Source organism: Micromonospora sp. RTBAU3-60 (assembly GCF_054963695.1).
Genome location: NZ_JBUEGB010000006.1, coordinates 206448 through 232307, shown reverse-complemented (window position 1 = coordinate 232307; position 25860 = coordinate 206448). Strand labels below are relative to the sequence as shown.

Annotated in this window: 25 protein-coding genes; 19 read left to right on the top strand and 6 right to left on the bottom strand. The window is 74.9% G+C overall.

What is annotated here, in order from left to right:
* Positions 1-93: 93 nt before the first annotated feature.
* The 11 genes from ACY34I_RS08975 to ACY34I_RS08925 all read left to right on the top strand — a co-directional run bounded on the left by ACY34I_RS08975 (position 94) and on the right by ACY34I_RS08925 (position 9897).
* A complete protein-coding gene (locus tag ACY34I_RS08975; protein WP_462754139.1) occupies positions 94-888 on the top strand; it encodes an alpha/beta fold hydrolase in 795 nt (264 codons plus the stop codon).
* Positions 881-1450 (top strand): TetR/AcrR family transcriptional regulator, encoded by a 570-nt coding sequence (locus ACY34I_RS08970; protein WP_462754138.1) that lies wholly within the window; start codon positions 881-883, stop codon positions 1448-1450. Before ACY34I_RS08975 ends, ACY34I_RS08970 begins: the two co-directional genes overlap by 8 nt.
* Complete coding sequence (locus tag ACY34I_RS08965; RefSeq protein ID WP_462754137.1) at positions 1447-1782, top strand: YrdB family protein; 336 nt, start codon at positions 1447-1449, stop codon at positions 1780-1782. The genes ACY34I_RS08970 and ACY34I_RS08965 overlap by 4 nt, the downstream gene beginning before the upstream one ends.
* Positions 1783-1886: 104 nt before the next feature.
* A complete protein-coding gene (locus ACY34I_RS08960; protein ID WP_462754136.1) occupies positions 1887-3233 on the top strand; it encodes a hypothetical protein in 1347 nt (448 codons plus the stop codon).
* 23 nt (positions 3234-3256) lie between these two features.
* Positions 3257-4648, top strand: a complete 1392-nt coding sequence (locus ACY34I_RS08955; protein WP_462754135.1) for an efflux RND transporter periplasmic adaptor subunit — start codon at positions 3257-3259, stop codon at positions 4646-4648.
* A 50-nt stretch (positions 4649-4698) separates the two neighbouring features.
* Positions 4699-5604: an ABC transporter ATP-binding protein gene (locus ACY34I_RS08950; RefSeq protein WP_462754161.1), complete on the top strand. Its 906-nt coding sequence runs from the start codon at positions 4699-4701 to the stop codon at positions 5602-5604.
* Positions 5601-6785: an ABC transporter permease gene (locus tag ACY34I_RS08945; protein WP_462754134.1), complete on the top strand. Its 1185-nt coding sequence runs from the start codon at positions 5601-5603 to the stop codon at positions 6783-6785. Before ACY34I_RS08950 ends, ACY34I_RS08945 begins: the two co-directional genes overlap by 4 nt.
* A gap of 233 nt (positions 6786-7018) precedes the next feature.
* Positions 7019-7228, top strand: coding sequence for a helix-turn-helix domain-containing protein (locus ACY34I_RS08940; RefSeq protein WP_073834429.1), 210 nt, complete (start codon positions 7019-7021; stop codon positions 7226-7228).
* Between the two features lie 220 nt (positions 7229-7448).
* Entirely contained in the window at positions 7449-7550 is a 102-nt protein-coding gene (locus tag ACY34I_RS08935) for a 30S ribosomal protein bS22 (protein ID WP_007465623.1), read from the top strand.
* A gap of 120 nt (positions 7551-7670) precedes the next feature.
* Positions 7671-8741 (top strand): NAD-dependent epimerase/dehydratase family protein, encoded by a 1071-nt coding sequence (locus ACY34I_RS08930; protein WP_462754133.1) that lies wholly within the window; start codon positions 7671-7673, stop codon positions 8739-8741.
* 298 nt (positions 8742-9039) lie between these two features.
* Complete coding sequence (locus ACY34I_RS08925) at positions 9040-9897, top strand: lysophospholipid acyltransferase family protein (protein ID WP_462754160.1); 858 nt, start codon at positions 9040-9042, stop codon at positions 9895-9897.
* Positions 9898-9909: 12 nt separating this feature from the next.
* On the opposite strand, the gene ACY34I_RS08920 is transcribed toward ACY34I_RS08925, so the two are convergent.
* The 3 genes from ACY34I_RS08920 to ACY34I_RS08910 all read right to left on the bottom strand — a co-directional run bounded on the left by ACY34I_RS08920 (position 9910) and on the right by ACY34I_RS08910 (position 13012).
* The gene (locus ACY34I_RS08920) at positions 9910-10788 is read right to left on the bottom strand and encodes an HAD family hydrolase (protein WP_462754132.1); all 879 of its coding nucleotides are present in this window, start codon (positions 10786-10788) and stop codon (positions 9910-9912) included.
* 113 nt (positions 10789-10901) lie between these two features.
* Entirely contained in the window at positions 10902-11771 is an 870-nt protein-coding gene (locus tag ACY34I_RS08915) for a DUF5667 domain-containing protein (protein ID WP_462754131.1), read from the bottom strand.
* Positions 11772-12049: 278 nt separating this feature from the next.
* On the bottom strand, positions 12050-13012 hold the full coding sequence (locus tag ACY34I_RS08910) for an ECF subfamily RNA polymerase sigma factor, BldN family (RefSeq protein ID WP_462754130.1): 963 nt from the start codon (positions 13010-13012) through the stop codon (positions 12050-12052).
* Between the two features lie 550 nt (positions 13013-13562).
* Between ACY34I_RS08910 and ACY34I_RS08905 the strand changes: the two genes are divergently transcribed.
* From ACY34I_RS08905 to ACY34I_RS08895, 3 genes are read left to right on the top strand one after another with little or no spacing between them, the layout of a single operon-like run.
* A complete protein-coding gene (locus ACY34I_RS08905) occupies positions 13563-15197 on the top strand; it encodes an AMP-binding protein (RefSeq protein ID WP_462754129.1) in 1635 nt (544 codons plus the stop codon).
* Positions 15184-15441: a glutaredoxin family protein gene (locus ACY34I_RS08900; RefSeq protein WP_462754128.1), complete on the top strand. Its 258-nt coding sequence runs from the start codon at positions 15184-15186 to the stop codon at positions 15439-15441. The genes ACY34I_RS08905 and ACY34I_RS08900 overlap by 14 nt, the downstream gene beginning before the upstream one ends.
* Positions 15442-15462: 21 nt before the next feature.
* Positions 15463-16113, top strand: a complete 651-nt coding sequence (locus tag ACY34I_RS08895; protein ID WP_462754127.1) for an HAD family hydrolase — start codon at positions 15463-15465, stop codon at positions 16111-16113.
* Between the two features lie 126 nt (positions 16114-16239).
* On the opposite strand, the gene ACY34I_RS08890 is transcribed toward ACY34I_RS08895, so the two are convergent.
* Both ACY34I_RS08890 and ACY34I_RS08885 read right to left on the bottom strand, forming a co-directional pair.
* Complete coding sequence (locus tag ACY34I_RS08890) at positions 16240-16899, bottom strand: response regulator transcription factor (protein WP_462754159.1); 660 nt, start codon at positions 16897-16899, stop codon at positions 16240-16242.
* A 52-nt stretch (positions 16900-16951) separates the two neighbouring features.
* On the bottom strand, positions 16952-18256 hold the full coding sequence (locus ACY34I_RS08885; RefSeq protein WP_462754126.1) for a sensor histidine kinase: 1305 nt from the start codon (positions 18254-18256) through the stop codon (positions 16952-16954).
* Positions 18257-18632: 376 nt separating this feature from the next.
* Between ACY34I_RS08885 and ACY34I_RS08880 the strand changes: the two genes are divergently transcribed.
* Genes ACY34I_RS08880 through hemB form a run of 5 tightly spaced genes read left to right on the top strand, consistent with a single transcriptional unit; the run spans position 18633 to position 24311 of the window.
* Positions 18633-19403, top strand: a complete 771-nt coding sequence (locus ACY34I_RS08880; RefSeq protein ID WP_462754125.1) for a redox-sensing transcriptional repressor Rex — start codon at positions 18633-18635, stop codon at positions 19401-19403.
* Positions 19400-20773 carry a glutamyl-tRNA reductase gene (locus tag ACY34I_RS08875; RefSeq protein WP_462754124.1) on the top strand — a complete coding sequence of 458 codons (1374 nt, stop codon included), beginning with the start codon at positions 19400-19402 and terminating at the stop codon, positions 20771-20773. Before ACY34I_RS08880 ends, ACY34I_RS08875 begins: the two co-directional genes overlap by 4 nt.
* Entirely contained in the window at positions 20770-21738 is a 969-nt protein-coding gene (gene hemC / locus ACY34I_RS08870) for a hydroxymethylbilane synthase (RefSeq protein ID WP_462754123.1), read from the top strand. The genes ACY34I_RS08875 and hemC overlap by 4 nt, the downstream gene beginning before the upstream one ends.
* Complete coding sequence (locus ACY34I_RS08865) at positions 21735-23315, top strand: bifunctional uroporphyrinogen-III C-methyltransferase/uroporphyrinogen-III synthase (protein ID WP_462754122.1); 1581 nt, start codon at positions 21735-21737, stop codon at positions 23313-23315. The genes hemC and ACY34I_RS08865 overlap by 4 nt, the downstream gene beginning before the upstream one ends.
* Before the next feature lie 12 nt (positions 23316-23327).
* On the top strand, positions 23328-24311 hold the full coding sequence (hemB, locus tag ACY34I_RS08860) for a porphobilinogen synthase (RefSeq protein ID WP_462754121.1): 984 nt from the start codon (positions 23328-23330) through the stop codon (positions 24309-24311).
* Between the two features lie 25 nt (positions 24312-24336).
* On the opposite strand, the gene ACY34I_RS08855 is transcribed toward hemB, so the two are convergent.
* On the bottom strand, positions 24337-25860 hold the full coding sequence (locus ACY34I_RS08855) for a DHA2 family efflux MFS transporter permease subunit (protein ID WP_462754120.1): 1524 nt from the start codon (positions 25858-25860) through the stop codon (positions 24337-24339).

The window sequence follows — 25860 nt, the reverse complement described above, 5'->3', positions numbered from 1 at the left end:
GGCGAACGGGCCGGCGGGACGGGTGTCCCGCCGGCCCGTTTTGTTTCCGGGGCAGGCTTGACGGCGAAAGCTAATGGCATTAGCTTTCTGGCTATGACAGCTAGCCAGGTGTCGCGGGACGGCGGAACGATTGCGTACGAGGTCCACGGGGAGGGGCCGCTGGTGGTCCTCTCGCACGGCATGGGGGAGAACCGGGCGGCCTTCCGGCACCTGGTGCCCCGGCTGGTGGCGGCCGGCTACCGGGTGGCCTCGGTCGACGTCCGGGGGCACGGCGACTCCAGCGCCCACTGGCCCACGTACGCCCCGGCCGAGGTGGGCGCCGACCTGCTCGCCGTGGTCCGGGCGCTCGGCGGCGGCCCGGCCACCCTGGTCGGCAGCTCGTCCAGCGCGGCGGCCGTGGTCTTCGCCGCCGCCGACGCGCCCGAGCTGGTCAACGGCATCGTGCAGGTCAGCCCGTTCGTCGCCGTGCCGAACCCGAACCCGGTCATGCGGCTGGCGCAGGCGGTCGTGCTGCGCAGCCCCCGGCTGTTCGGGATGTTCCACCGCACGCTCTTCCCGTGCGGGCGGCCGGACGACGACGCCGCGTACCGGAAGGAGCTGGTCGCCAAGCTGCGCGGCCGGATGGCCGCGGTGCGGGGCGTGGTCGCGCCGGTCGAGCCGCACTGGACCGCACGCACCCGCGACGTGCGCCAGCCGGTGCTGGTGCTGATGGGTACGAAGGACCCGGACTTCCCGGATCCGGGCGCCGAGGCGCGGGCCGCCCGGCGGCTGTTCGCCACCGCCGAGGCCCGCATGATCGCCGAGTCCGGCCACTACCCGCACGCCGACCAGCCCGACGCCACCGCCGCCGACCTCGTCGAGTTCCTGGCGGTGACCTCCCGTGCCTAGGGCCGGCCTCACCCCGGCGTCCGTGGTCCGGGAGGCGGCCGTGCTCGCCGACGAGGTCGGCTACGACCGGCTCACCCTGGCCGCGCTCGCCGGCCGGCTCGGGGTGGCGCTGCCCAGCCTCTACAAGCACGTCAAGGGCGCGGACGACCTGCACCGGAAGCTCGCCGTGCTGGCGACCACCGAGGTGGCCGACGAGCTGACCACCGCCGCCGCGGGCCGGGCCGGCGGCGACGCGCTCCGCGCGGTGGCCACGGCGTTCCGCGAGTACGCGCGCCGCCACCCCGGCCGCTACCCGGCCGCCCAGCGGGCACCGGATCCCGCCGACCCCGAACACCTCGCCGCCGCCGAGCGGGCCGTCGGCGCGGTCTACGCGATCCTGCGCGGATACGGCCTCACCGGCGACGCGGCCGTCGACGCGACCCGGATGTTCCGGGCCGCGGTCCACGGCTTCATCACCCTCGAAGCGGCCGGCGGATTCGGCCTGCCCCGGGACATCGACCGCTCCTTCGACCAGATGGTGTCCGCGCTGGACACCGCCTACCGGGGCTGGAGGTCCCGATGAAGGCGCCGTTGCTGGGGCTCATCTTCCTGCTGGAACTGGCGCTGCTCGTGGCCGCCGGCTGGTGGGGCTTCACCCGCGACGCCGGCTGGCCGGTCCGGCTGCTCGCCGGCCTCGGCGCGCCGCTGCTGATCGCCGTGGTGTGGGGCCTGTTCTGCTCGCCGAAGGCCAGCGTGTCGCTGCCCGCGACGGCCAAGCTCACCGTGCAGGCCGCCTGCTTCGCCGCCGGAGGGCTGCTGCTCGCCTTGGCCGGGCGGCCGGTGCTCGGGGTGCTGCTGGTCGGCCTCTGGGCGGTGGACAAGGCCCTGCTCACGTTCCTCGGCGACCCCGTCTGAGTCGGCGCAGACCAGGACGCCCGGCTGCCCTGCGCGCCCCGCGTTGCGCGCCCTTGCCCCGCGGAGCTCTGGCCGGATCGCCCGATCGGTCGTACCCTTCGCCGGTGACCGACGGTGACGAGCAGGCCGAGCAGCCGGGCCCAACTCCCGTGGCCGATGGCGAGCAGCCCGCTCCACCTCCTGCGCCGAGCGGTGCAGCGCCGCGTTCCCGCCGGCGCTGGCCGCTCTGGACCGCGCTCGCGCTGGTACTCGCCCTGGTGGCGTGCGGTGTTTCCGGCGTACTTCTGGTCGGGTTGGTGGGGGATGCGGCCGGGCGGCCGGCGGCGGGCGGGGACGACCCGGCCACGGCGGCGGCGCGGCGCCTCGGCGCGCGGATGACGGCGCAGCTCGACCGCCAGGCCACCGCGCTGCTCGGCGGCGACCGAGCCGGCTTCCTCGCCGTCGCCGAGCCGGCCGCCCGGCCCGACCTCACCCGCCGGTACGCCGCGCTGCGCGCGCTGCGGGTCACCGTGTGGCGGCCGGCGGCGGACGGTGTGCCGACGGCGGTCGACGGGCACCCGGGGGAGTGGCGGCTGACGGTGACGGTCGGTTACTGCTTCGTGCTGCCCGGCTGCACGCCGAGCAGTGTGGAGATCGGCACCCGGTGGCACCTGGTGGGCGAGGAGCCTCGGCTGCTCGCCGTCGAGGAGTCCCGGGCGAAGCCGGCCGGAGCGCGGCCCTGGGAGGTGAGTGACCTGGCCGTGGCGGTCGGGAAGCGGACCGTCGTCGCCACCACGCCGGCGCTGCGGGCCAAGCTTCCCGGGCTGCTCGCCCAGGCCGAGGCCGCCGCCGCGGTCGCCGACAGCTACGCGGTCGCCGGCTCCCCACCGGACCGCTACCTGGTCTTCTACGCCGGTCGGACGGAGTGGCGGCGCTGGTACGGCGGTGGCCGCCCGAAGTGGACCGCCGGGTACGCGGTCGGCGTCGGTGGGGGACACCACGACATCGTGCTGAACGCGCAGAGCGTCACCCCGACCGGCGTCGACGACCTGCTCCGGCACGAGCTGACCCATGCCGCGTCGCTGCCCGACCGGGGCTACTCCGACCGGTCCAGCTGGTGGCTGGTGGAGGGGCTGGCCGAGTACGCGGGCGCGGACGGCCAGCCGGTGGGCCGCTACGAGGGCCTGGCCGAGGTGCGCACCCTCGTCCACGGCGGGTGGAACGGCCGGCTCGACTCGCTGGCGCCCGCCGACGACGCGGCCGACACCCGGGTCGGCGGCAGCTACGGCGTCGGCTACCTGGCCGTACGCCATCTGGTCGACCGGTACGGGGAGCCGCGGGTGCTCGACTTCTTCCGGGCGGTGGTGCACGAGCACCGGTCCCTGGACAACGCCGCGGACCGGGTGTTCGGCGAGCGGTGGCCCGCCCTGCACGACGACTGCGTCGCGTACGTCCGCACGGTGGCGGGCTGAGCCGCCGTGCAGCCGGTCGTAGCATGGGCCGGGTGGCCCGCCCCCACCCGCCGCGGCTGCCCGCGGCCACCCGCCCCCGCCTCGTCACCGCCCTGCTCGCCGTCGTCGTCCTGACCGGCACCACCGCCGCCTCGTGCGCCGACGACCACACCCCGGTCGCCGTGGCCCAGGTGGGTCGGTCGGCGGTCACCGAGGTGATCGACGCGCCGGCCACCGTGACCGCCCGGGCCGCCGCCACCCTCACCGCGCCGGCCGACGGCACCCTGGTCAGCCTGCGCGTCCAACCCGGGCAGCGGGTCAGCCGCGGCCAGGTGCTCGCCGTGATCGACTCGCCGTCCGCCCAGGACCGGCTCCGGCAGGCCCGCGCGGCGCTGCGCGCGGCGAAGCAGGCCGGCCGCGGCGTCGGCGTCGGTGACCTGGGCGGCAGCCGGCGCGGCACCGACCGGGCCGCCGCCGAGGCGTTCGACGCCGCGCGTCAGGCCGCCGGGAAGATCGGCGACCCGCAGCTGCGGTCCGCGCTGCTGCTCCAGGTCGAGTCCGCCCAGCGGCAGTACGAGTCGGCCGCCCGCGCCGCCGACCGGGCGGTCGCCGCCGTGCAGCGCGGGCTGGCCGGGCTGAACAGCGCCGTCGGCGCCCTGTCGACCGCGCAGCGCCTTCAGGCCCAGCAGGCGTACGACCTGGCGAAGGCGACCGTCGACGCGTTGACCCTGCGCGCCCCGATCGCCGGGGTGGTGCAGCCGGGCGGCACCCGGGCCGCGGCCCCGACCGACCTCACCGGCCTGCTCGGGGCGGCCGGCGGCGCGGCGGACATCGACCCGTCGGCGCTGGGGGCGGCCGGGCAGGGCGGCCCGCCGGCGGGCGTGGACGACGCGGTGCCCGCGGGCGGCCGGGTCACCGCCGGCACACCCGTGCTCACCATCGTGGACACCGGCCAGCTCGGCCTGCTCGCCGAGGTCGACGAGACCGACGTGCTGCTGGTCCGGGCCGGCCTCACCGCCGCCGTCGAGCTGGACGCGGTGACCGGGGCGACGTACGACGCCACCGTCCGCTCCGTGGACGTGCTCCCCACCAGCTCCGCCCGGGGCGGCGTCACCTACCGGGTACGCCTCAGCCTCGGTGCCGGGCGGCTCGGCGAGGGCGAGGCCGCGCCCGCGCCCCGTCCCGGCATGAACGCCGTGGTCCACCTCCGGGTACGCGAGGCCGCCGACGCGGTGGCCGTACCCGCCTCGGCGGTCTTCTCCGCCGACGGCCGGGACGCGGTCTGGGTGCTGCGGGACGGCAAGGCCGACCGGGTGCCGGTGACCGTCGGCGTGCAGGGGCAGGACCTGGTGCAGATCGTCAGCGGGGTGCAGGCCGGTGACCGGATCGTGGTGCGCGGCACCGACCGGGTCCGCGACGGCCAGGAACTCCGGTGAGCGCGAGGAGTGAGCTGGTTCCGCGAGCCCCGCAGTCGCGCGCGGTGACCCTGCCCGTCGGGGTGCCGGCCATCGAGGCGGTCGACGTGTCCCGGACGTACCAGCTCGACGGGGTGTCCGTGGCCGCGCTGCACGGGGTGTCGCTCACCATCGACCCCGGCGAGTACGTGGCGGTGGTCGGGCCGTCCGGCTCGGGCAAGTCGACGCTGATGCACCTGCTCGGCGGGCTGGACCGGCCCACCGGCGGCCGGCTGGTGATCGGCGGCCGGGACGTCGCCACGCTCTCCCCGCCGGAGCTGGCCACGCTGCGCAACGAAACCATCGGCTTCGTCTTCCAGGCGTTCCACCTGCTGCCTCGGACGTCCGCGGTGGACAACGTGGCGCTGCCCCTGGTCTATCGGGGGATCGGGGCGCGGCAACGGCGGGACCGCGCGGCGGCGATGCTCGGCCGGGTCGGGCTCGGGCACCGGCTGGACCACCGGCCCAACCAGCTCTCCGGCGGCGAGCAGCAGCGGGTGGCGATCGCCCGCGCCCTGGTCACCGATCCGGCGGTGCTGCTGGCCGACGAGCCCACCGGCAACCTGGACAGCGCCACCGGGGAGGCGGTGCTGGAGCTGCTGGAGCGGTTGAACGCCGAGTCCGGAGTGGCCCTGGTGATGGTGACCCACGACCAGGAGGTGGCCGCCCGGGCCCGCCGGCAGATCGCCGTACGCGACGGCCGGGTGCGGTCGGACACGGTTCATGATCGACCGCTGTCGGGTGCCGCCGACCGACCTGCGACACTGGACGGCGCTCCCAGCGCGGGGCCCCGGTCCGTGTCCGGAAGCGGCCCGGGGCGCCCGTCCGGTGGCTCCGGTGGCGCCGCCGGAGCCACCGGACGCCTTTCCCCCGGCGCCTCGGACCGCACCGGCGAGGGTGGGCACGGGGACGACCGGCCGGGCGGGGGTGGGTCGTGAGGGTCGCCGAGGCCTGGCGGGTGGCGTGGGACGCGCTGCGGGCCAACCGGATGCGGAGCGCGCTGACCATGCTCGGGGTGATCATCGGAGTCGCCTCGGTGGTGCTGCTGGTGGCCATCGGCACCGGCACCAAGCAGAGGGTCGAACAGCAGGTGGAGGGGCTCGGCTCGAACCTGCTCCTGGTGGTCCCCGGAAAGCTCGACGTCGGCACCGCGCCGGTGGTCTCACCGCTGACCCTCAAGGACGTGGACGCGGTCTCCCGGGTGGTGGGCGACCCGGGACGGGTGGCCGTCACCATCGCCTCCGGCGCGACCGCCCGGGCCGGCGCCCGCGCCGACTTCACCACTGTGCAGGGCGTGCTGGAGACCACCCCGTCGGTCTTCACCCGGTCGCTGGCCCGGGGCCGCTACCTGACCGGCGCCGACGTGGACACCAGCCGCCGGGTCGCGGTGCTCGGCGCGTCGGTGGCCCACGCGCTCTTCCCCGACCGGGACCCGCTCGGCCAGCAGATCGCCCTGGCCGGCGTCCGGTTCCGGGTGATCGGCGTCTTCGCGCCGCTCGGGCAGAGCCTCGGTGTGGACCGGGACGACGAGGTGCACATCCCGGTGACCGCCGCGCAGCGGCTCTGGGGCACTCAACGGGTCGACGGCATCGCGGTCAAGGCCCCCGACCGGGAGCGGATCGGCGAGCTCGGCGACCGGATCGTCGCCGAACTGTCCCGCCGGCACCCGGACACCGAGTTCAGCGCCGTGACGCAGCAGCAGATCCTCGGCGTGCTCGGCGACATCCTCGGCGTGCTGACCGGCGTACTGGCCGCCATCGCCGGCATCTCGCTGCTGGTCGGCGGCGTCGGCGTCTCCAACATCATGCTGGTCTCGGTACGCGAGCGGACCCGCGAGATCGGCCTGCGCAAGGCGGTCGGTGCCCGACCCCGGGACATCGGGGTGCAGTTTCTGCTGGAGGCGGTGCTGCTCACCGCGATCGGCGGGCTGACCGGGATGGCGCTCGGCGTGGGCGGCGCGCTCCTGGTCGACGCGCTCTCGCCGATCCCGGCAGCCATCACCTGGTGGTCGCTGGCGCTCGCCTTCGGGGTCTCGGCGGCGGTCGGCATCGTCTTCGGGGTGGTCCCGGCCCAGCGGGCCGGCCGGCTGGATCCGGTGGTGGCGCTGCGGGCCGAGTGACGCCTGCAGCGTCCGTGCCTGGGCGCGCCGGCACGAACCGGACGCGAGGCCCGCATGGGCGGAAAACACCAGGTCAAGGGCCAGGAAACGGCAAGCGTCCCATGATCAATCGGAGGAAGGGATCGCGCCGGTCACAGCCGCCCCGCTACCGTACTGGTAACACGCGCGTCGCTCGCCTGGCCGGAGCAACCGGCCCGGCGGCACGCGCCGGGCATGGGATGGGTCGGTGAGCCATGGCCGGGTCGCAATCCGACGGTCGGCTGTCGGATGTCAGGTTCCTGACCGTCGCCGAGGTGGCGACGGTGATGCGGGTGTCCAAGATGACGGTCTATCGCCTCGTGCACAGTGGTGAGCTGACCGCGGTCCGGGTCGGCCGCTCGTTCCGGGTGCCCGAGCACGCCGTGCACGAGTACCTCCGCGGCGCCTTCCAGGAGAGCGCCTGACCGCGGCGCCGGCCGCGCCGTCGAGTGCGACGTAACGGGCATCGACGGGGGCGCGTTGGTCCTGCTGACGCACTCCGGCTACCCTGGACCCGACCGTGACCGCACCCTGGTGTGCCCTGCCCACCACGTTGGTCCGGTCCGTTGTCCGCAAGCGGTCACCGGCACCACCCGCGGTGGTGTCATCTGGTCCGCCCCGCACGTTGCATCGAAAGGCTGTCGTATGGGCTCGGTGGTCAAGAAGCGCCGCAAGCGCATGGCTAAGAAGAAGCACCGCAAGCTGCTGCGCAAGACCCGCGTCCAGCGTCGCCGTCTCGGCAAGTGACCGGGGCCGGGCCCCGGCCCGGCGCTCGGCAGCACTTGCCAACTGTCGACCCTCGGAGGCTCAGGTGATCAGGCCGTGGACGTCCCGGCTCGATCCCGCCTGCCGCGCAAGGCGCATGACATGACCCCCGGTGGCACCTCGGGTGCTCCGGGGGTCGTCGTCGTGACCGGGGTCGGCCGCTACCTCGGCGCGCACGTGGCCGCCCGGCTCGCCGCCGACTCCCGCATCGACCGCGTCATCGGGGTCGACCCGGCGCCCAACCCCGAGTTCGCCGACCTGCTCGACGGCGTCGAGCGGATCCGTCTCGACCTCGACTCCCTCGGCGGTCTCCTCGCCGACCTCGAGGTGGACGCGGTGGTGCACCTGGCGCTGGTCACCGCGCCCGACCCGCAGCACGGCGGCCGGGCGGCGATGAAGGAACAGAACATCATCGGCACCATGCAGCTGCTCGCCGCCTGCCAGCGGGCGCCCCGGCTGCGCAAGCTGGTGGTCCGGTCGTCGACCGCCGCGTACGGCGCGTCGTTCCGCGACCCGGCGGTCTTCACCGAGGAGACCGAGCCGCGCGAGGTGCCGCGCGGCGGTTTCGGCCGCGACATCCTCGACATCGAGGGGTACGTCCGCGGCTTCCGCCGCCGCCGGCCCGACGTCACCGCGACCGTGCTGCGCTTCGCGCCGTTCATCGGCTCCACCGCGGACACCACCCTCACCCGTTACTTCGCCCAGCCGGTCGTGCCCACGGTCTTCGGCCGGGATCCCCGCCTCCAGTTCGTCCACATCGACGACGCCCTGGAGGTGCTGCACCGGTCGGTCGCCGAGGAGCACCCGGGGACCTACAACGTCGCCGGGCCGGGGGTGCTCTCCCTCTCGCAGGCGATCCGCCGGGCCGGCCGGGTGGCCGTACCGGTGCTGGAGCCGGGACTCTCCGGGGCCGTCGCGATCGCCCGCAGCCTGGGCTTCGGCCGTTACGGGTTGGACCAGGTCGACCTCTTCGTGCACGGTCGGGTGGTGGACACCAGCCGACTGGAGCACGAGTACGGCTTCACGCCCCGCTCGACCGCCGCCGCGTTCGACGACTTCATCCGCGCGCACCACGGCGGCGTGGTGGTGACCCGGGCCCAGCTCGCCACGGCCGAACAACTGGTGCTGGAGACCATCCGGCAGGTCCGCTCCACCCTCCGGGAGCGGCCGTGAGCGAGCGGAGCGAGCGAACCATCAGGCTCAGTAGCGCGGCGCCTCGCGCCGCCGCGGAGCGAAGCGAGGCGCCGGCGTGAGCGGCGCCGAGGAGCGGGGCGGGCCCCGTTACGACGTACCGCTGACCGTGCCCGGACCGGACGGGGAGCCCGCGCGGCGCAACGGACACCGCCGCCCGACGGCGACCGCCGCCGACCCGGCGCCGCTGGAGGAGCCGGACACCTCCGCGGACGAGCCGGCCGCGTCCGGGCCGGACGACGGCGCGACCGGCGGGCCGGTCGCCGCGCCGGGGCCGGCCGTGGCGGACCGCCCCGGGGACCACTGGGACCGGAAGGTCGCCAAGGGGCTCGCCTTCCTGCGGCGGCGGCTCTCCGGCGACTACGAGGTGGACGAGTTCGGCTTCGACCCGGACCTGACCGACGCGGTCTTCCACCCGCTGCTCCGGGTGCTCTACCGGGACTGGTTCCGCACCGAGGTCAGCGGCGTAGAGCACGTGCCGGACACCGGGGCCGGCCTGGTGGTCGGCAACCACTCCGGCACGGTGGCGCTGGACGCGCTGGTGCTGTCCGCGGCGCTGCACGACCGGCACCCGATGCGCCGCTACCTGCGGCTGCTCGGGGCCGACCTGGTCTTCCGGATGCCGGTGGTCTCCGAGCTCGCCCGTAAGACCGGCGGCACGGTGGCCTGCAACCCGGACGCGGAACGGCTGCTCGGCAACGGCGAGCTGGTCGGCGTGTTCCCGGAGGGCTTCAAGGGGGTCGGCAAGCTCTACGCCGACCGCTACAAGCTCCAGCGGTTCGGTCGGGGCGGCTTCGTTTCCGCCGCCCTGCGTACCGGCACGCCGATCGTGCCGGTGGCGATCGTCGGCGGCGAGGAGATCTATCCGATGCTCGCCGACATCAAGCCGCTGGCCCGGCTGCTCAAGCTCCCGTATTTCCCGGTGACCCCCACGTTCCCCTGGCTGGGGCCGCTGGGCATGGTGCCGCTGCCGAGCAAGTGGCTGATCGAGTTCTGCCCGCCGATCCCCACCGCGCACCTGCGCGACTCGGCCGATGACCCGCTGGTCGTGTTCAACCTCGCCGACCAGGTGCGGGAGACCATCCAGCAGACCCTGCACAAGCTGCTCGAACGCCGCCCCGACCCGTTCGGCCCCTGACCATCCGGGCGGTCAGCCGGGGCGGTGGCGGCGCCGGTGCAGCGCCAGGCCAGCGGTGACCGCGCCGGCGAGCAGCCCGGCGGCGGCCGTCGACGGTACCGCGATCTTGACCGCCCGGCGCCCGGTGCGGAAGTCGCGCACGGCCCAGCCGCGCTCGCGCGCCTGCCGCAACAGCGCCGCGTCCGGGTTGACCGCCACCGGGTGACCCACGGTGGACAGCATCGGCAGGTCGTTGGCCGAGTCGCTGTAGGCGGTGCAGCGGCCCAGGTCCAGCCCCTCCACCGCGGCGAGCTGAGTGATCGCCTCGGCCTTCGCCGGACCATGCATGAGGTCGCCGACCAGGCGGCCCGTGTACGCCCCGTCGACCACCTCGGCAACCGTGCCGATCGCCCCGGTCAGCCCGAGGCGGGCCGCGATCACCCGGCCGATCTCCACCGGTGCGGCACTGACCAGCCACACCCGCTCACCGGCGTCGAGGTGCCGTTGGGCCAGCCGGCGGGTGCCGGCCCAGATCCGCGGCGCCATCAGCTCGTCGAAGATCTCCTCGGCGAGCCGTTCCACGTCGTCCACCCGCCAGCCCTGGATGAAGGCGAGCGCCGCATCCTTCGCCTGGGACATGTCCCCGGCGTGCTCGGTGGCGAGCAGCCGGAACTTCGCCTGCTGCCAGGCGAACCGGGCCAGGTCACCCGTGGTGAAGTACTTTCGCGCGGCCAGCCCGCGGGCGAACCAGTAGATCGACGCGCCCTGCATCATCGTGTTGTCCACGTCGAAGAAGGCGGCGGCGGTGGGGTCGGGCGTCGGGGTGGTCGGGGATGCCTCCGGGGCCTCCGACCAGCCGGCGGTGTGGCCGTGGGCGTCGGTGCTGACCGTCACCTTCCGGCTCCGGGCCATGACCGCCTCCCTCCCCTCGGCGACCGCGGACGTCTTCCCCGGCGAGCCTATCCGGCGGCGTGTGACGGGCGGGTGTCCGCGCGGAGAAGTGTGGCGCGAACGGCGTCCAGTGGTCAGCGGTTGCCGGGGCAGCCGACCGGGGCGGGACCCAGCGCGTCGCTGGCGGCCGGCGCCGGTAGCCCGCAGGCGATCGCCGTGCGGAGCCCGTCGGACCGCCGACCCACCGCGTCGAGCAGGGCCAGCGACCGGCGGGTGCGGTCCCGCTCGGCGTGGTCCGCCCGGTCGAGCAGCCCGCTGACCGCGCGCCGCTGGCCGGTGAGGAACGCGTCGACCGCGTCCAGCGCGGCCAGGTCGGAGCGCTGCGCGGCCACAGTGGTCAGCAGGCGTACGCCCTGCCGGGTGTCGGCGTCCATGTCGTCGAGGACGGCGCTGAAGCCGAACCGGTCACCGTGGACGGTGGCCGCCTCGTCGAGCCGGGTCCGGGCGAAGTCGAGGAAGAGCTGGCCCCGGCTGATGTCCGAACTGGTCAGGGCGAGCTGGGCGCGCTCGGTCGAGCGCTTCATGCCGTACAGGGCGTCGCCGGGCAGCGCGTTCTCGCTTGCGAAGGAGATGCCGGAGAGGGCGACCGCCCCGGCGGCCACGCCGACCAGGATCGCGCCGCGGGCGCGGATCCGCCGGCCGGTCGCCGCCGGCAGCAGGGCACCACGGGTGCCGGTGCCCGCCGCGGCGGTCCCGCTCCGCGCCGGGCTGCCGACGCCCTCCCGCTCGGCGGTGGCGACCAGCGCCGCGCGCAGGCCGGCGCGGAAGTCCTTGTCGACCTCGACGGCCGGCCGGTCGGTGGCGAGCCGCTGGCCCACCGCGACGAGCGCGGCGAGTTCGTCGTCGGCCCGGGAACGGACGTGGTGCCGCCGGCCGCCGTTGGCCTCGTCGAGGAGTTGCGCGAATCGCTCGGCCCGCCGACGGGAGAAGAGGTTGCTGTCCACCGCAGGCACCCCCTCTCACTGGTCACGGCCGGGCGGCCGTGGTCGTCACCAGCGACCGGTGGCAGCGGACGCCGACGGCTGGCCGAGACGGCCGGCCGCGACCGCCGGACCGGGTGGCCCGGGGGACGCCGGACAACCACTGGTCGCACCCGGAGAAACGGACCGCGCCGGTCGGCGGTTACGGGGCCGTCGGCGACGAAATCACGAAGCGTGATCGTCGTCACGGACGGCGGACCCCGCGGCGCGGCGTCTCGTCCAGGTGCGGGGAGCGGTGCGGATCAGGGCTGGAAGCCGTCGGGCAGCAGCCGGGCCAGGGCCCGCACCGCCCGGTACTGCAACGCCTTGATGGCGCCCTCGTTCTTGCCCATGGCCCGGGCGGTCTCGGCGACCGAGAAGCCCTGGAGGAAGCGGAGCACGATGCACTCCTGCTGCTCCGGGTTGAGCTGCTTCACCGCGGTGAGCAGCGCGACGTTGGTGATGTGCTCGACGACCGCGGCCTCCGGGCTGCCCTCCGGGCCCCGGTCCTCCCGGTCGGCGTCGAGCACGTCGCCGGTGGTGACCTCCAGCCGGTAGCGGCCGGACTTGAAGTGGTCGGCGACCAGGTTGCGGGCGATGGTGACCAGCCACGCGCCGAGGTCGCGCCCCTGCCAGGTGAAGCTGCCGATCCGCTTGAGCGCGCGGAGGAAGGTGTCGGAGGTGAGATCCTCGGCGAGCTGCCGATTGCCGACCCGGAAGTAGACGAAGCGGAAGACCGTGTCGACGTAACGGTCGTAGATCAACCCGAACGCCTCGGCCTCGCCGGCCTGCGCCCGCTCGACCAGGGCCCAGACCTCGGTGGCCGGGTCGGACGGATCGGGGCGGCTCGGGTAGCCGGTGGCGGGTGCCGGGTCGGCGGGCACCTTGGGCAGCACCGCGGTGTCGGCGGCCGGCACCGCCGGCAGGATCGCGGTCTCCCCGGCCGACGGGTCGGCGGTCGCCGGGGTGTCGCCCGTGCGCCGGCCCTGCGCCGGCATGGTCGGCCGGGACGGGGCACCGAGTCGGCCGGCGGCCGGCTTCGCGTTGCCACCGGGCACCGCCGGGCGCTGCGGCGTCTCGTTGTGGTGGGAGCGGTTGCGCACCCGGCGGGCCCCCTCGCCGCGTGGCGCCCGGGCGGCGTCGTGCTCAAGCCGCTCGTTGACCGGGGTCCGCTGGGTCGGGCCGGTCAACCCGGTCGGCCGCTCCGCGTAGCCGAAGGTGGTCACCGCGCCTCCCCGATCCAGGTCGGGCACGGCCGCACCGGCCGCCGTGGCGTCGTGGCGGGGCCGGGTACGCCCCGGCCGGGCAGGATCGTCCCGGGACGTGCCGACGGGCGGCAGATCCCCTTGAGGTGCTGGTCCAATGCGCTCACAGGCACGGGGGCCTCCTCGGGCTGAGGGGTGTCGACTCACGGCAAATCGGGTGAGCCGACCCGAGTGATGATAGGGCCAACGTCACCCGCGCGTGGCAAGTCCGTTACACAGGGCGGAAGTATTTCCGCTCCCGTCGCACCGATGGCGGACCCGTTGTCCGTCGTGTGCGGTTGACTTTCGCATCGGAACCTGGTTCTGGGTGGAAAGTCCTGGTCGGAGCGATTTCGTCCCGCCCTCGGCGTGTCGCGGCGGCCGCCCGGCGGGGCGGCCCCTCATGCCCGGAAGTCGGGTCGTGCGGGCTGCCGCCCGGTCCCGTCGGGAGGACCGCTGCGGCACGACCGGCCCGGCCCGGCCCGTGCTCGGGCGTGGCCGGGCGGACGCGGCTGTGCCAGACTCAGCCACCGTGCAGGACGCAGCCGACAGCTCCGCGCCGAACCTCGCCGACCGGCTCCGCCGGGCGGCGGCCGCCCACGGTGACCGCCCCGCGCTGCATTGGCGCGACCAGACCCTGACCTGGTCCCAACTGGACGCCGCGGTCACCGACACCGCCCGCGCGCTGGCCGGGACGGTGCCGCCGGCGACCGCGGACGCCCACCCGCCCCGGGTCGCCATCGCCTTCGGCAACACCCCGGACTTCGTGGTCACGTATCTCGCCGTGCTCCGGGCCGGCCTGGTGGCGGTGCCGGTCAACCCGAGCTTCACCGCCCGGGAGCTGCGGCACGTGCTCGCCGACTCCGGGGCCGCCGCGCTGGTCTGCGCGGCGGAGGTCCGCGAGCGGATCGCCGGCGAGGACCTGCCCGCACTGGCCGCCGTGCACACCGCCCCGCCGGTCACCGACGGTGACGCTCCCGCCGACCTGCCCCGCCGGGGCGGGGCCGACCTCGCCGTCCTGCTCTACACCTCCGGCACCGAGGGCCGGCCCAAGGGCGCCATGCTGTCGCACCGCGCCCTGGCCGCCAACCACGAGCAGGTCGGCCGGATCGACCCGCCGGTGATCGGGCCCGACGACACCGTGCTGCTCGCCCTGCCGCTCTTCCACGCGTACGGCCTGAACTCCGGGCTCGGGGCCGTGGTGCACCACGGGGCGACCGGGGTGCTGGTCGACGAGCTGGGCCCGGATGGGGCGCTCGCCGACCTCGCCCGGCACCGGGTCAGCGTGCTGGTCGGCGTACCGTCGATGTTTCTGACCTGGGCCGACGCGGGCGACGCGGCGGCGACGGCGCTGGCCTCGGTGCGGGTGGCGGTGTGCGGTGCGGCCCCGCTGCCGATGGCGGTCGCGGCGCGCTTCACCGAGACCACCGGGCACCCGGTGCACGTCGGGTACGGCCTCACCGAGACCGCCCCGGTGCTCACCTCCACCCTGGTCGGCGGCGAGCCCACGCCCGGGTCCATCGGCCGCCCGCTGCCCGGCGTCGAGCTACGCCTGATCGGGCCGGACGGCGTCGACCTGTGGCGCGACGGTGTGCCCACCGCCGAGGAGGACGCCGACGAGCTGGACCTCTCCGACGACGCGTCGGGCACCGACCCGGGGCAGATCGTGGTCCGGGGCGACAACCTCTTCGCCGGCTACTGGCCGGACGGGCGGGGCGGGCCGGACGCGGACGGCTGGTGGGCCACCGGCGACGTGGCGTACGCCGACGACGCCGGGGACCTGTTCCTGGTCGACCGGCTCGGCGAGTTGATCCTGGTCAACGGCTTCAACGTGTACCCGCACGAGGTGGAGTCGGTGCTCCAGGCGCATCCCGGGGTAGCCGAGTCGGCCGTCCTCGGGGTGCCGCACCCGCGAACCGGCGAGACTGTCCGGGCGTACGTGGTGCGGGCGGCCGGTTCGGCGGTGACGGCGGAGGAGCTGCTCGGCCACTGCGCACGTAACCTGGCCCGGTTCAAGTGCCCGACCGCCGTCGAGTTCGTCGACAGCCTGCCGTACTCGGCGATCGGCAAGGTACGCAAGACCGAGCTCCGCCCGGTGGCGCCTCCGGTGCCGTCACCGGCGCCGCCGACCGAGATCCGCACGGAGGTACCCGATGTCCAGCCGTGACGCCCGGCTCACCCTGATCACCCGGCCCGGCTGCCACCTCTGCGAGGACGCGAAGGCGGCGCTCGACCGGGTGGTGGCCGTCACCGGGGACCGGTGGATCGAGAAGGACGTCACCGGCGACGTCGAGCTGGAACGCGAGTACGGCGACCGGCTGCCGGTGGTGCTGCTGGACGGCAAGGAGCACGGCTACTGGCGGGTCGAGGAGGGGCGGCTGCTGCGGGACCTGACCACCCCACAGCTCTGACCGGCCCCTTATCGTGCAGCGATGACCTCGACGCGCGGCCACCTGGTGTGGGACTGGAACGGCACCCTGCTCAACGACCTCGACCTGGTGGTACGCGCCACCAACGTCGCCTTCGCCAGCGCCGGCGGGCCGGCGGTCACCGCCGCCGAGCACCGGGTGCGGTTCCGCCGGCCGATCGCCGACTACTACGCCGAGATGCTGGGGCGGGCGGTCGACGACGAGACGTTCGGCCGACTCGACAGGATCTTCCACGACGCGTACCGGGCCGGGCTGACCAGCTGCGCGCTGGCCGCCGACGCCACCGCCGCGATCGCCGCCTGGCCGGGCAGCCAGTCCCTGCTGTCCATGTGGTTCCACGCCGAGTTGGTCCCGACCGTGCACACGTACGGGCTGACTCCGCACTTCGCCCGGGTGGACGGGCTGCGGGCCGCGGTGGGCGGGGGCCCCAAGGCCGAGTGGCTGGAGAAGCACCTGGCCGAGCTGGGGCTCGGCGGCCACCAGGTGGTGCTGATCGGCGACTCTCTCGACGACGCCGACGCCGCGCTCTCGGTCGGCGCCCGCTGCGTCCTCTACACCGGCGGCTTCTCCGACCCCGCCCGCCTCCGCGCCTCCGGCCACCCCGTCGCCGACACCCTCACCCAGGCGGTAACCCTCGCCCGCACCCTCCCCTGACCCTCCCTTGACCCGCTCTTGACCCCGTTGATCATGAAGTTGTTGTCCTCTGCGTCGGCGTGTCGCGACAACAACTTCATGATCAACGCGCGTCCGGGCCGGGGCGCGGCAGGGGTGCGGCAGGGGTTAGGCGCGGAGGTGGGTGAGGACGGCCAGGACGCGGCGGTGGTGGTTCGTGGCGTCCTGGGGGAGGTCGAGCTTGGTGAAGATGTTGCGGACGTGCTTCTCCACCGCGCCGTCGCTCACCACCAGGATCCGGGCGATCGCGGTGTTGGAGCGCCCCTCGGCCATCAGGGCGAGCACCTCCCGCTCGCGCGGCGTCAGCGAGGACAGCGGGTCGTCGCGCCGCCGCCGGACCAGCAGCTGGCCGATCACCTCGGGGTCGAGCACCGTGCCGCCGGCGGCCACCCGGCCCAGCGTGTCCAGGAACTCGTCGATCGCGGCCACCCGGTCCTTGAGCAGGTAGCCGATCCCGCCACCGCCGGCGCCGCCGGCGGTGGCGAGCAGGTCGTCCGCGTACGACACCTCGACGTACTGGGAGAGCACCAGGACGGGCGTACGGGGCACTCGTCGGCGTGCCTCCACGGCCGCCCGTAGCCCCTCGTCGGTGTGCGAGGGCGGCATCCGCACGTCCACCACCGAGATGTCCGGCCGGTGCCTCACCACCGCCTCGACCAGGGCGTCCCCGTCGCCGACGGCCGCCACCACCTCGTGTCCCGACTCGGTCAGCAGCCGGACCAGCCCCTCCCGGAGCAGTACGGCGTCGTCCGCGATCACCACCCGCATGGGTCCGCTGTCTACCACGTCCTCGGTCACCGGTCCGCCCTCCGGGTCGTCGTCAGCGGGGCAGTTCGGCGCGGACGAGGGTGGGCCCGCCGGCCGGGCTGGACACCTCGAGCACGCCGCCGGCCGCGCGTACCCGGTCGGCGATGCCGCTCAGACCGTGCCCCTTGGCCAGGTGGGCGCCGCCCACCCCGTCGTCCGTCACGCCGATCTCCAGCCGGCCGACCCGGCGGGTGACCTCGACCCGGCACGTGGTGGCGTGGCTGTGCTTGGCGACGTTGGTCAGCGCCTCGGCCACCACGAAGTACGCCGTGCTCTCCACCGCCGGGTCCAGCCGTCCGCCGGGCGTGCCCAGGTCGTCCTCGACCACCAGTTCGGTGGGGACCAGCGCGCGGGCGGCGAGGGCGGCCAGGGCGCTCGGCAGGCCCCGGTCGACCAGGATCGGCGGGGCGATGCCGCGGGAGAGGGCGCGCAGCTCGTCGAGGGTCTCCCGGGTCTGGGTGACCGCCTCGTCCAGCGTCCGGCGGGCCGCCTCCGGGTCGGCGGCGAGCTGCTGACGGGCCCGGCTGAGGTCCATGGCGAGGCGGACCAGCCGCTGCTGGGGGCCGTCGTGGATGTCCCGCTCCAGCCGGCGCAGCGCGGACGCCTCGGCGGAGGCGGCGGCCCGCTTCTGCTCCTCCAGCGTGGTGATCCGGTGCCGCATCTCGGCCACGCCGGTGAGCAGCGAGCGGGCCAGGCCGGCCTGGAGCCCGGCGCAGGCCCGGGCCACCAGCGGCAGGGTGAGCAGGCAGAACAGCCCGAACGAGGTGTTCAACGCGATCCGCGGCACGGGACCGACGCCCATCCCGAGCAGCTCGCTGAGGTCCTGCTGGCCCGGGCCGTGCGGGATCGCCCAGTCGTAGGCGACGTAGAGCGTGCCGCCGATGGCCACCGCCCACCACACCAGCATCAGCACGAACGTGGGCAGCGCCACCAGCAGCTTGACGAAGGCGTGCAGCAGGTCGAGCCAGGACTGGGCGTCCCGCATCGGCACCAGGAGCCGCCGCCAGTAGCCCGACCCGGGCACGGGGGTCAGGTACACGGGGCGGACCCGGGGCTGGCGCAGCACGGCGGGCAGCCGCAGCCGTTCGAGATCGGCCAGCGCCCGGGCCGCGTACAGGGTGCCGGCGAGGACGGGCAGGCCGAGCGTGGTCACCAGCAGCCCGGCGGTGAGGGAGATCCCCGCCACCGCCACCACGAAGCCGACGAGCGCCAACGGCAGGCCGGCCAGCACGTAGCCGGAGTCGCGCAGGAGCCGCCGGCCGAGGCCGGGGACGGGGGTGGTGGGGGTGGGCATGGTGGCCAGCGGTACTGCGGTCATGTCCCGAGGCTATGGGCCACGGGCCGCCGGACCCATCCCGTGGGCCGGCCTCTCCGGGGTGGGGTTCTCCCTACCGCCCGGGCCGATTTTCGTGACACAGCGCTACCGGGCGCGTGCGATTGGTCAGAGAAGTCGGGATTGAGCAATAATCGCCGAGCGGCGCCGACTAAGCGCGCTCAATCGATCTTGTGAAATGGAGGGGCAGGTGGAGGCACGTCGCGGGCCAGCAAGATCGCGATTTGTGCACCCCTTCACAAGCGCCTACTCTGTAGTTCCGACGCGCCCTGCTAGCACAGCCGGCACCATCGGTCGCCAGCGGGAGTCCCGGAACGACCGGCCACCGACGCTGGTCGAGGATCGCACCGCACGGAGTCTCATGAGTCAGCACCGTCACCCTGGCGCGCCCGGTCGCGCCGGTGCCGTACCGGCGCTCCCGGACCTGCCCGAGGCGACCGTCGCTCGGCTCCCGGAATACCTCCGTGCCCTGCACAATCTCGCCGAAACCGGTCACGAAACGGTGTCCAGCGAGGGACTGGCCAACGCCGCCGGGGTGAACTCGGCGAAGCTGCGCAAGGACCTCTCCCACCTCGGCTCGTACGGCACCCGCGGGGTGGGCTACGACGTCGCCCTGCTGATCGACCAGATCGAGTCGGTGCTCGGGCTCACCCAGTGCCGCTCGGTCGCCCTCGTCGGCGTGGGTAATCTCGGTCACGCTCTGGCCGGCTACGACGGCTTCGCCAGCCGCGGCTTCCGGATCGCCGCGCTCTTCGACGCCAGCCCGTCCCGAGTCGGCGAGGAGATCAACGGGCTGGTCGTCCGGCACGTCGACGAGCTGCCCCGGGTCGCCACCGAGGAGTCGATCTCGATCGGCGTGATCGCCACCCCGGCGTCGGCCGCGCAGGCGGTGGCCGACCAGCTGGTCGCGGTCGGCGTGACGAGCATCCTCAACTTCGCGCCGTGCGTACTCTCGGTTCCGGAGGGGGTCGACGTGCGCAAGGTCGACCTCGCGATCGAGCTGCAGATCCTGTCCTTCCACGAGCACCGCAAGGCGTCGCTGACCGCGCTCCCCGCCACCGGCGGGTCCGCCCTCACCGCCCTGCCCGGCGGTCTCGCGGCCACCGACAACCAGGAGGCGATCGGCACGTGAAACTGCTCGTCGTCGGCGCGTCCTACCGCACCGCCCCGGTCGCCACGCTGGAGCAGCTGGCGGTCCCGCCTGCCGACCTCACCCGCACCCTGGACCGCCTGGTCGCCCAGCCGTACGTCGCCGAGGCCGTGCTCGTCTCCACCTGCAACCGGGTGGAGGTGTACGCGGCCGTCTCCGGCTTCCACGGCGGCCTCGGCGACATCTGCGCGGTCCTGGCCGAGCAGGCCGGCTGCGCCCCGGCGGCGCTCGCCAACCACCTCTACGTGCACTACGACGCCGCCGCCGTCGACCACGTCTTCCGGGTGGCCGCCGGGCTGGACTCGATGGTGGTCGGCGAGGCGCAGATCCTCGGCCAGCTCCGGGACGCCTACCACTCGGCCAGCGGCGCCGACTCCGCCGGCCGGCTGCTGCACGAGCTGATGCAGCAGGCGCTGCGGGTGGGCAAGCGCGCGCACGCCGAGACCAACATCGACCGGGCCGGTCAGAGCGTCGTCACCGCCGCCCTGGACCTGGCCGCCGACCTGCTCGACGGCGACCTGGCCGGTCGGCCCGCCATGGTGGTCGGCGCGGGTGCGATGGGCTCGCTCGGCGTGGCCACCCTCTCCCGGCTGGGCGCCGGGCCGCTCACCGTGACCAACCGGGGCGCCGACCGGGCCGTCCGGCTGGCCGAATCGTACGGCGCGAACGCCGTGCCGATGGCCGAGCTGGTCGACGCGCTTTCCACAGTGGACATCGTAGTGGCCGCCACCGCGGCCACCGAACCGGTCCTCACCCGCGACGTGGTGACCCGGGCGCTGGCCCGGCGGGACGCCGGCCGGGGCCCGCTGGTCCTGCTCGACCTGGCCGTCCCGCGCGACGTCGAGGAGGGTGTCGCCGTGCTGTCCGGCGTCGAAGTGATCGACATCGACCGGATGGCGGCCATCCTCGCCGACGGCCCGGCCGCCGCCGACGCCGCCGAGGTGGCCCGGATCGTCAGCGGCGAGGTCGAGGCGTTCCTCAGCTGGCTGCGCGGCGCGGACGTGGCGCCCACCGTGGCCGCGCTGCGCGGACGCGCCGACGACGTGGTCACCGCCGAGCTGCGCCGGCTCGCCCAGCGCCGTCCCGACCTCACCGACGACCAGCGCGCCGAGGTCGCCCGCACCGTGCACCGGGTGGTGCAGCGGCTGCTGCACCAGCCGACCGTACGGGTGCGCCAGCTCGCCGCCGAGCAGGGCGGCGACCAGTACGCCGCCCTGCTGCGGGAGCTGTTCGACCTGGAGGTGCCGCAGACCTCCCCGGTCGACACCGTGCCCGACGTGGTGGCGACCGACACCGACGGCCGCCCGTCGTTCGACGCCGTGGACGTCCCACCCACCGGAGGTGCGCGATGACCGCCCCCCTGCGCCTCGGCACCCGGGGCAGCGCCCTGGCGATGGCCCAGTCGGGCCACGTGGCCGCGGCCCTCACCGCGGCCACCGGCCGCGAGGTCGAGCTGGTCGAGGTGGTCACCGCCGGCGACCGCTCCTCGGCCCCGGTGCACCGGCTCGGCGTCGGCGTCTTCGTCTCCGCGCTGCGGGACGCGCTGACCGCCGGCGTAATCGACTTCGCCGTCCACTCGTACAAGGACCTGCCCACGGCGGGCGCCCCCGGCCTGCACATCGCGGCCGTGCCGCCCCGGCAGGACCCTCGCGACGCGCTGGTCGCCCGCGGCGGCCGTACGCTCGCCGAGCTGCCGCCCGGCGCGCGGGTCGGCACCGGCGCGCTGCGCCGCATCGCCCAGCTGCACGCGCTGGGCATGCAGCTCGAGGTCACCTCGATCCGGGGCAACGTGGACACCCGGCTCGGCCGGGTGCTCGGCCCGGACGCCGACCTCGACGCCGTCGTGCTGGCCCGGGCCGGGCTCGCCCGGCTGGACCGGACCGACGTGATCACCGAGACGCTCGACCCGATGCTGATGCTGCCCGCGCCCGCCCAGGGCGCGCTGGCGGTGGAGTGCCGGGTCGACGACCAGGACCTGGTCGAGCTGCTCGCGCTGCTCGATCACGCACCGTCCCGCGCCGCGGTCATCGCGGAGCGGGCACTGCTGGCCACCCTGGAGGCCGGGTGCAGCGCGCCCGTCGCCGCCTACGGCGAACTCGCCGAGGGTGACGCCGGTGAGGAGATCTACCTGCGCGGGGCGGTGATCAGCCCGGACGGTACCCGTGACCTCCGGCTGTCCCGCACCGGAACGCCCGCCGACGCGGCGGAGATCGGCAAGGCACTCGCCGCCGAACTCCTCGAACTCGGCGCCGACTCGATCCTCGGCCAAGAAGGACACGCCGGTCCGGGGACCCAGCAAATTGGGAGCACAGAATGACCCGCACCCGTAAGCCCGCAGGCCGTATCGCGTTCGTCGGGGCCGGACCCGGCGACCCGGGCCTGCTGACCCGCCGGGCGCACGACGCCCTGGTCGACGCCGACCAGGTGGTGTACGACCGGGGGATCCCCGAGTCGCTGCTCGAGCACGTCCGTGCCCAGGCCAAGTCCGACGCCCAGTTCAGCCCGGCCGAGGGCGTACCGGGGGACGTGGCGAAGGTGCTGATCTCCGCGGCCCGCTCCGGGCAGAACGCGGTGCACCTGGTCGCCGGTGACCCGTTCGGCCACGACTCGGTGGTCAAGGAGGTGCAGGCGGTGGCGCGTACCGCTGCGCACTTCGAGGTGGTCCCGGGCGTCGGCCAGGCCGAGGGCGTGGCCACCTACGCGGGTGTGCCGCTGCCGGGGGTGCGGACCGTGGCCGACGTCGAGGACGTCACCGCGCTGGACTTCGACGCGCTGGCCGCCGCCGTCAGCCGGGGCTCGCTGGCCCTGGCCGTGGACGCCGGTGACCTGGCCGCCATCCGGGACGGCCTGCTGGCCGCCGGGGTGGACGGCACCACCGCCGTCGGGGTGACCGGTGACGGCACCGGCGAGACGCAGTACACCACCACGTCGACCGTGGACTCGTTCGTCGCGGCGGCGCTCGGCTTCACCGGGCGGGTCGTGCTCACCATCGGCGAGAGCGTCAGCCAGCGGGACAAGCTGAGCTGGTGGGAGAACCGGCCGCTGTACGGCTGGAAGGTGCTCGTTCCCCGGACCAAGGAGCAGGCGGGCGTGATGAGCGCGCGGCTGCGCGCGTACGGGGCGATCCCGTGCGAGGTGCCGACCATCGCGGTCGAGCCGCCGCGTACCCCCGCCCAGATGGAGCGGGCGGTCAAGGGCCTGGTCGACGGCCGGTACGCCTGGGTGATCTTCACCTCGGTGAACGCGGTCCGGGCGGTCTGGGAGAAGTTCGCCGAGCACGGGCTGGACGCCCGGCACTTCGGCGGCGTCAAGATCGCCTGCATCGGCGAGGCCACCGCGGACGCGGTGCGGGCGTTCGGCATCCAGCCGGAGCTGGTGCCCTCGGGTGAGCAGTCCTCGGAGGGCCTGCTGGCCGAGTTCTCGCCGCACGACGAGATCCTCGACCCGGTCGGCCGGGTGCTGCTGCCGCGCGCCGACATCGCCACCGAGACCCTCGCCGCCGGGCTCACCGAGCGCGGCTGGGAGGTCGACGACGTGACCGCGTACCGGACCGTCCGGGCGGCGCCGCCGCCGGCCGAGATCCGCGACGCGATCAAGTCGGGCGGGTTCGACGCGGTGCTCTTCACCTCGTCCTCCACGGTCCGGAACCTGGTCGGCATCGCCGGGAAGCCGCACGCGCGTACCGTTGTCGCCGTCATCGGGCCCAAGACGGCGGAGACGGCGACCGAGTTCGGCCTGCGGGTCGACGTGCAGCCTGCGCACGCCTCGGTGCCCGACCTGGTGGAGGCGCTCGCCGCCTACGCCGTCGAGCTGCGCGAGAAGCTCGCTGCCATGCCGGCCAAGCAGCGCCGGGGCTCGAAGGTGCAGGGCCCGACCGCCCTGAGGTTCCGCTGACAGGAGGCTCCCGTGCCGTACCCCGACATCCGGCCCCGCCGGCTGCGCCGTAACGCCGCCGTGCGACGGCTGGTCTCCGAGACCCGCGTCGACCCGGCCGAGCTGGTGCTGCCGATGTTCGTCCGGGAGGGGCTGACCGAGCCACGAGCCGTCGCGTCGCTCCCGGGAGTGCTCCAGCATTCCCGGGACTCGCTGCGCAAGGCCGCCGTCGAGGCGGTCCAGGCCGGCGTGGGCGGGCTCATGCTCTTCGGGGTGCCCGCCGAGCGGGACGCCACCGGCTCGGGCGGCATCGATCCGGACGGCATCCTCAACGTCGCCATCCGGGACGTCGTCGCCGAGGTGGGTGACGCCACCGTGGTGATGAGCGACCTGTGCCTGGACGAGTTCACCTCGCACGGGCACTGCGGCCTGCTCACCCCGGACGGCGACGTGGACAACGACGCCACCCTGGAGGCGTACGCCCGGATGGCGGTCGCCCAGGCCGACGCCGGGGTCCACGTGGTCGGCCCGTCCGGGATGATGGACGGCCAGGTCGGCGTGGTCCGCCGGGCCCTGGACGCTGCCGGCCACCAGGACATCGCGGTGCTGGCCTACGCGGTCAAGTACGCCTCCGCGTTCTTCGGCCCCTTCCGGGACGCGGTCGAATCGGCCCTGGAGGGCGACCGGCGCGCCTACCAGCAGGACCCGGCGAACCTGCGGGAGTCCCTGCGCGAGGTGGAGCTGGACGTCGCCGAGGGCGCCGACATGGTGATGGTCAAGCCGGCGCTGCCGTACCTCGACGTGGTGTCGGCGGTCCGCGCCGCGGTGGACGTCCCGGTCGCCGCCTACCAGGTCTCCGGCGAGTACGCGATGGTCGAGGCGGCCGCCGCGAACGGCTGGATCGACCGCGAGCGGGTGATCCTGGAGACGCTCACCTCGATCCGCCGGGCCGGGGCGCAGATCATCCTCACCTACTGGGCGGTCGAGGCAGCCAAGCTGCTCCGCGAACGCTACTGAGCGGTGACGGCCGGCGGCTGACCGGTCAGCCCTCAGCCGCCGCAGCCGTGCCCACCGAATCCGCCTGACCGGCGCGGGGCCGGGCCTCGGCGGGTCCGGTGTCGCCGGTCGCCGGGGTGGACCTGTCGGCGGGCAGCCGCCGGCTGGTCAGCCATGCCAGCGCCAGCAGCACTCCGGACGCCGCCAGCGTGAGCTGTACGGCCCGGGCCAGGTCGGCGGCGTACGCGGTCCGTTCGGCGGGCGCGAGCCGTGCAGCGGCGACGATCCCGTCCTCGCCCAGCCCGGGGGCGAACCGGCCCACCAGCCAGGCGAGCAGGGCCGCGATCAGGGCGGTGCCGGCGGCCACCGCGGTGTTCGAGACGGTGGTGAGCAGCGCCGTCCCGGACGGGATGTCGACCCGGGACAGCCGGCGGCTGGCCGCCGCCATGGTCGGCATCAACGTGGCGCCCGTGCCCAGTCCGGTCACCGCGCCGAGCGCCGCGAGCAACGGGTACGAGGTGTGCGCGTCGAGCACCGCCACCCGGGCCACCGTGCCGGCCAGCGCGGTCGCGATGCCGAGCCCGACGACCAGCCGCGGGGAGACCCGGTCCACCAGCCGGGTGGCGACCTGGAGCATCAGCCCGGTGGCCAGTGCCTGCGGGATGCCGATCGTGCCGGCGAGGGTGGCCGAGTCGCCCCGCACGATCTGCACGTACGCCGGAGCGATGAGGAACGAACCGAAGTAGCCGGCGGCGAACAGGCCGACCGTGGCCGCGCCGGCCGCCATGCCCGGGGTACCCAGCACGGACAGCCGCAGGAGCGGGTGCGGCACCCGGCCGGCCCGCCGGACGAACACCACCACCAGCGCAGCGCCGGCCAGGAGCGGGACCAGCACCGGTGCGCTCAGCAGCCCGCTCCGGTCACCGGTGACGCTGAGCCCGTACACGGCCAGGGCGAGTCCGGGACAGAGCAGCAGCAGCCCGGGTACGTCCAGCCGGGCGCCGGGCCGGGGGTCGGTGACCGGCAGCACCCAGCGGCCGAGCAGCACCGCCACCACCCCGATCGGCAGGTTGATCCAGAAGATCCACCGCCAGGAGGCGTGGTCGAGCAGCGTACCGCCGAGGATCGGCCCGACCAGCGGGCCGATCAGGACCGGCAGACCCGCCAGGCTCATCATCCGGCCGCGCCGATCGGGTGGCACGGCGGCCAGCGCGATCGCCATGCCGACCGGGTTGAGCAGGCCGCCGCCCAAGCCCTGGACGACCCGGAAGACGATCAGCGGGCCGACGCCCCAGGCGCAGCCAGCCAGCAGCGAACCGGCGGTGAACAGGGCCAGCGCGGCCAGGTAGGCGCGCCGGGCGCCGAACCGGCCGATCACCCAGGCCGCGGTGGGCATCACCGCGACCAGGGCGAGCGCGTACGCGCTGGTGACCCAGCCGATGGTGGGGAGATCGGCGTCGAACTCCTCCGTCAGCCGGGGCACGGCGACCACCATCACCGTGGTGTCGATGACGGCGAGCAGGCCGCCGAGGGTCAGGTACCAGCCGAGGCGGTAGGCGGCGCGGTCCAT

What these genes read in the sequence shown, in the direction of transcription:
- ACY34I_RS08975 (WP_462754139.1), top strand. Translation starts at nt 94, where the DNA reads ATGACAGCTAGCCAGGTGTCGCGGGACGGCGGAACGATTGCGTACGAG.
- ACY34I_RS08965 (WP_462754137.1), top strand. Translation starts at nt 1,447, where the DNA reads ATGAAGGCGCCGTTGCTGGGGCTCATCTTCCTGCTGGAACTGGCGCTG.
- ACY34I_RS08955 (WP_462754135.1), top strand. Translation starts at nt 3,257, where the DNA reads ATGGGCCGGGTGGCCCGCCCCCACCCGCCGCGGCTGCCCGCGGCCACC.
- ACY34I_RS08940 (WP_073834429.1), top strand. Translation starts at nt 7,019, where the DNA reads ATGGCCGGGTCGCAATCCGACGGTCGGCTGTCGGATGTCAGGTTCCTG.
- ACY34I_RS08935 (WP_007465623.1), top strand. Translation starts at nt 7,449, where the DNA reads ATGGGCTCGGTGGTCAAGAAGCGCCGCAAGCGCATGGCTAAGAAGAAG.
- ACY34I_RS08930 (WP_462754133.1), top strand. Translation starts at nt 7,671, where the DNA reads ATGACCCCCGGTGGCACCTCGGGTGCTCCGGGGGTCGTCGTCGTGACC.
- ACY34I_RS08920 (WP_462754132.1), bottom strand. Translation starts at nt 10,788, where the DNA reads ATGGCCCGGAGCCGGAAGGTGACGGTCAGCACCGACGCCCACGGCCAC.
- ACY34I_RS08900 (WP_462754128.1), top strand. Translation starts at nt 15,184, where the DNA reads ATGTCCAGCCGTGACGCCCGGCTCACCCTGATCACCCGGCCCGGCTGC.
- ACY34I_RS08895 (WP_462754127.1), top strand. Translation starts at nt 15,463, where the DNA reads ATGACCTCGACGCGCGGCCACCTGGTGTGGGACTGGAACGGCACCCTG.
- ACY34I_RS08890 (WP_462754159.1), bottom strand. Translation starts at nt 16,899, where the DNA reads ATGCGGGTGGTGATCGCGGACGACGCCGTACTGCTCCGGGAGGGGCTG.
- ACY34I_RS08885 (WP_462754126.1), bottom strand. Translation starts at nt 18,256, where the DNA reads ATGACCGCAGTACCGCTGGCCACCATGCCCACCCCCACCACCCCCGTC.
- ACY34I_RS08880 (WP_462754125.1), top strand. Translation starts at nt 18,633, where the DNA reads ATGAGTCAGCACCGTCACCCTGGCGCGCCCGGTCGCGCCGGTGCCGTA.
- hemC (WP_462754123.1), top strand. Translation starts at nt 20,770, where the DNA reads ATGACCGCCCCCCTGCGCCTCGGCACCCGGGGCAGCGCCCTGGCGATG.
- ACY34I_RS08865 (WP_462754122.1), top strand. Translation starts at nt 21,735, where the DNA reads ATGACCCGCACCCGTAAGCCCGCAGGCCGTATCGCGTTCGTCGGGGCC.
- ACY34I_RS08855 (WP_462754120.1), bottom strand. Translation starts at nt 25,860, where the DNA reads ATGGACCGCGCCGCCTACCGCCTCGGCTGGTACCTGACCCTCGGCGGC.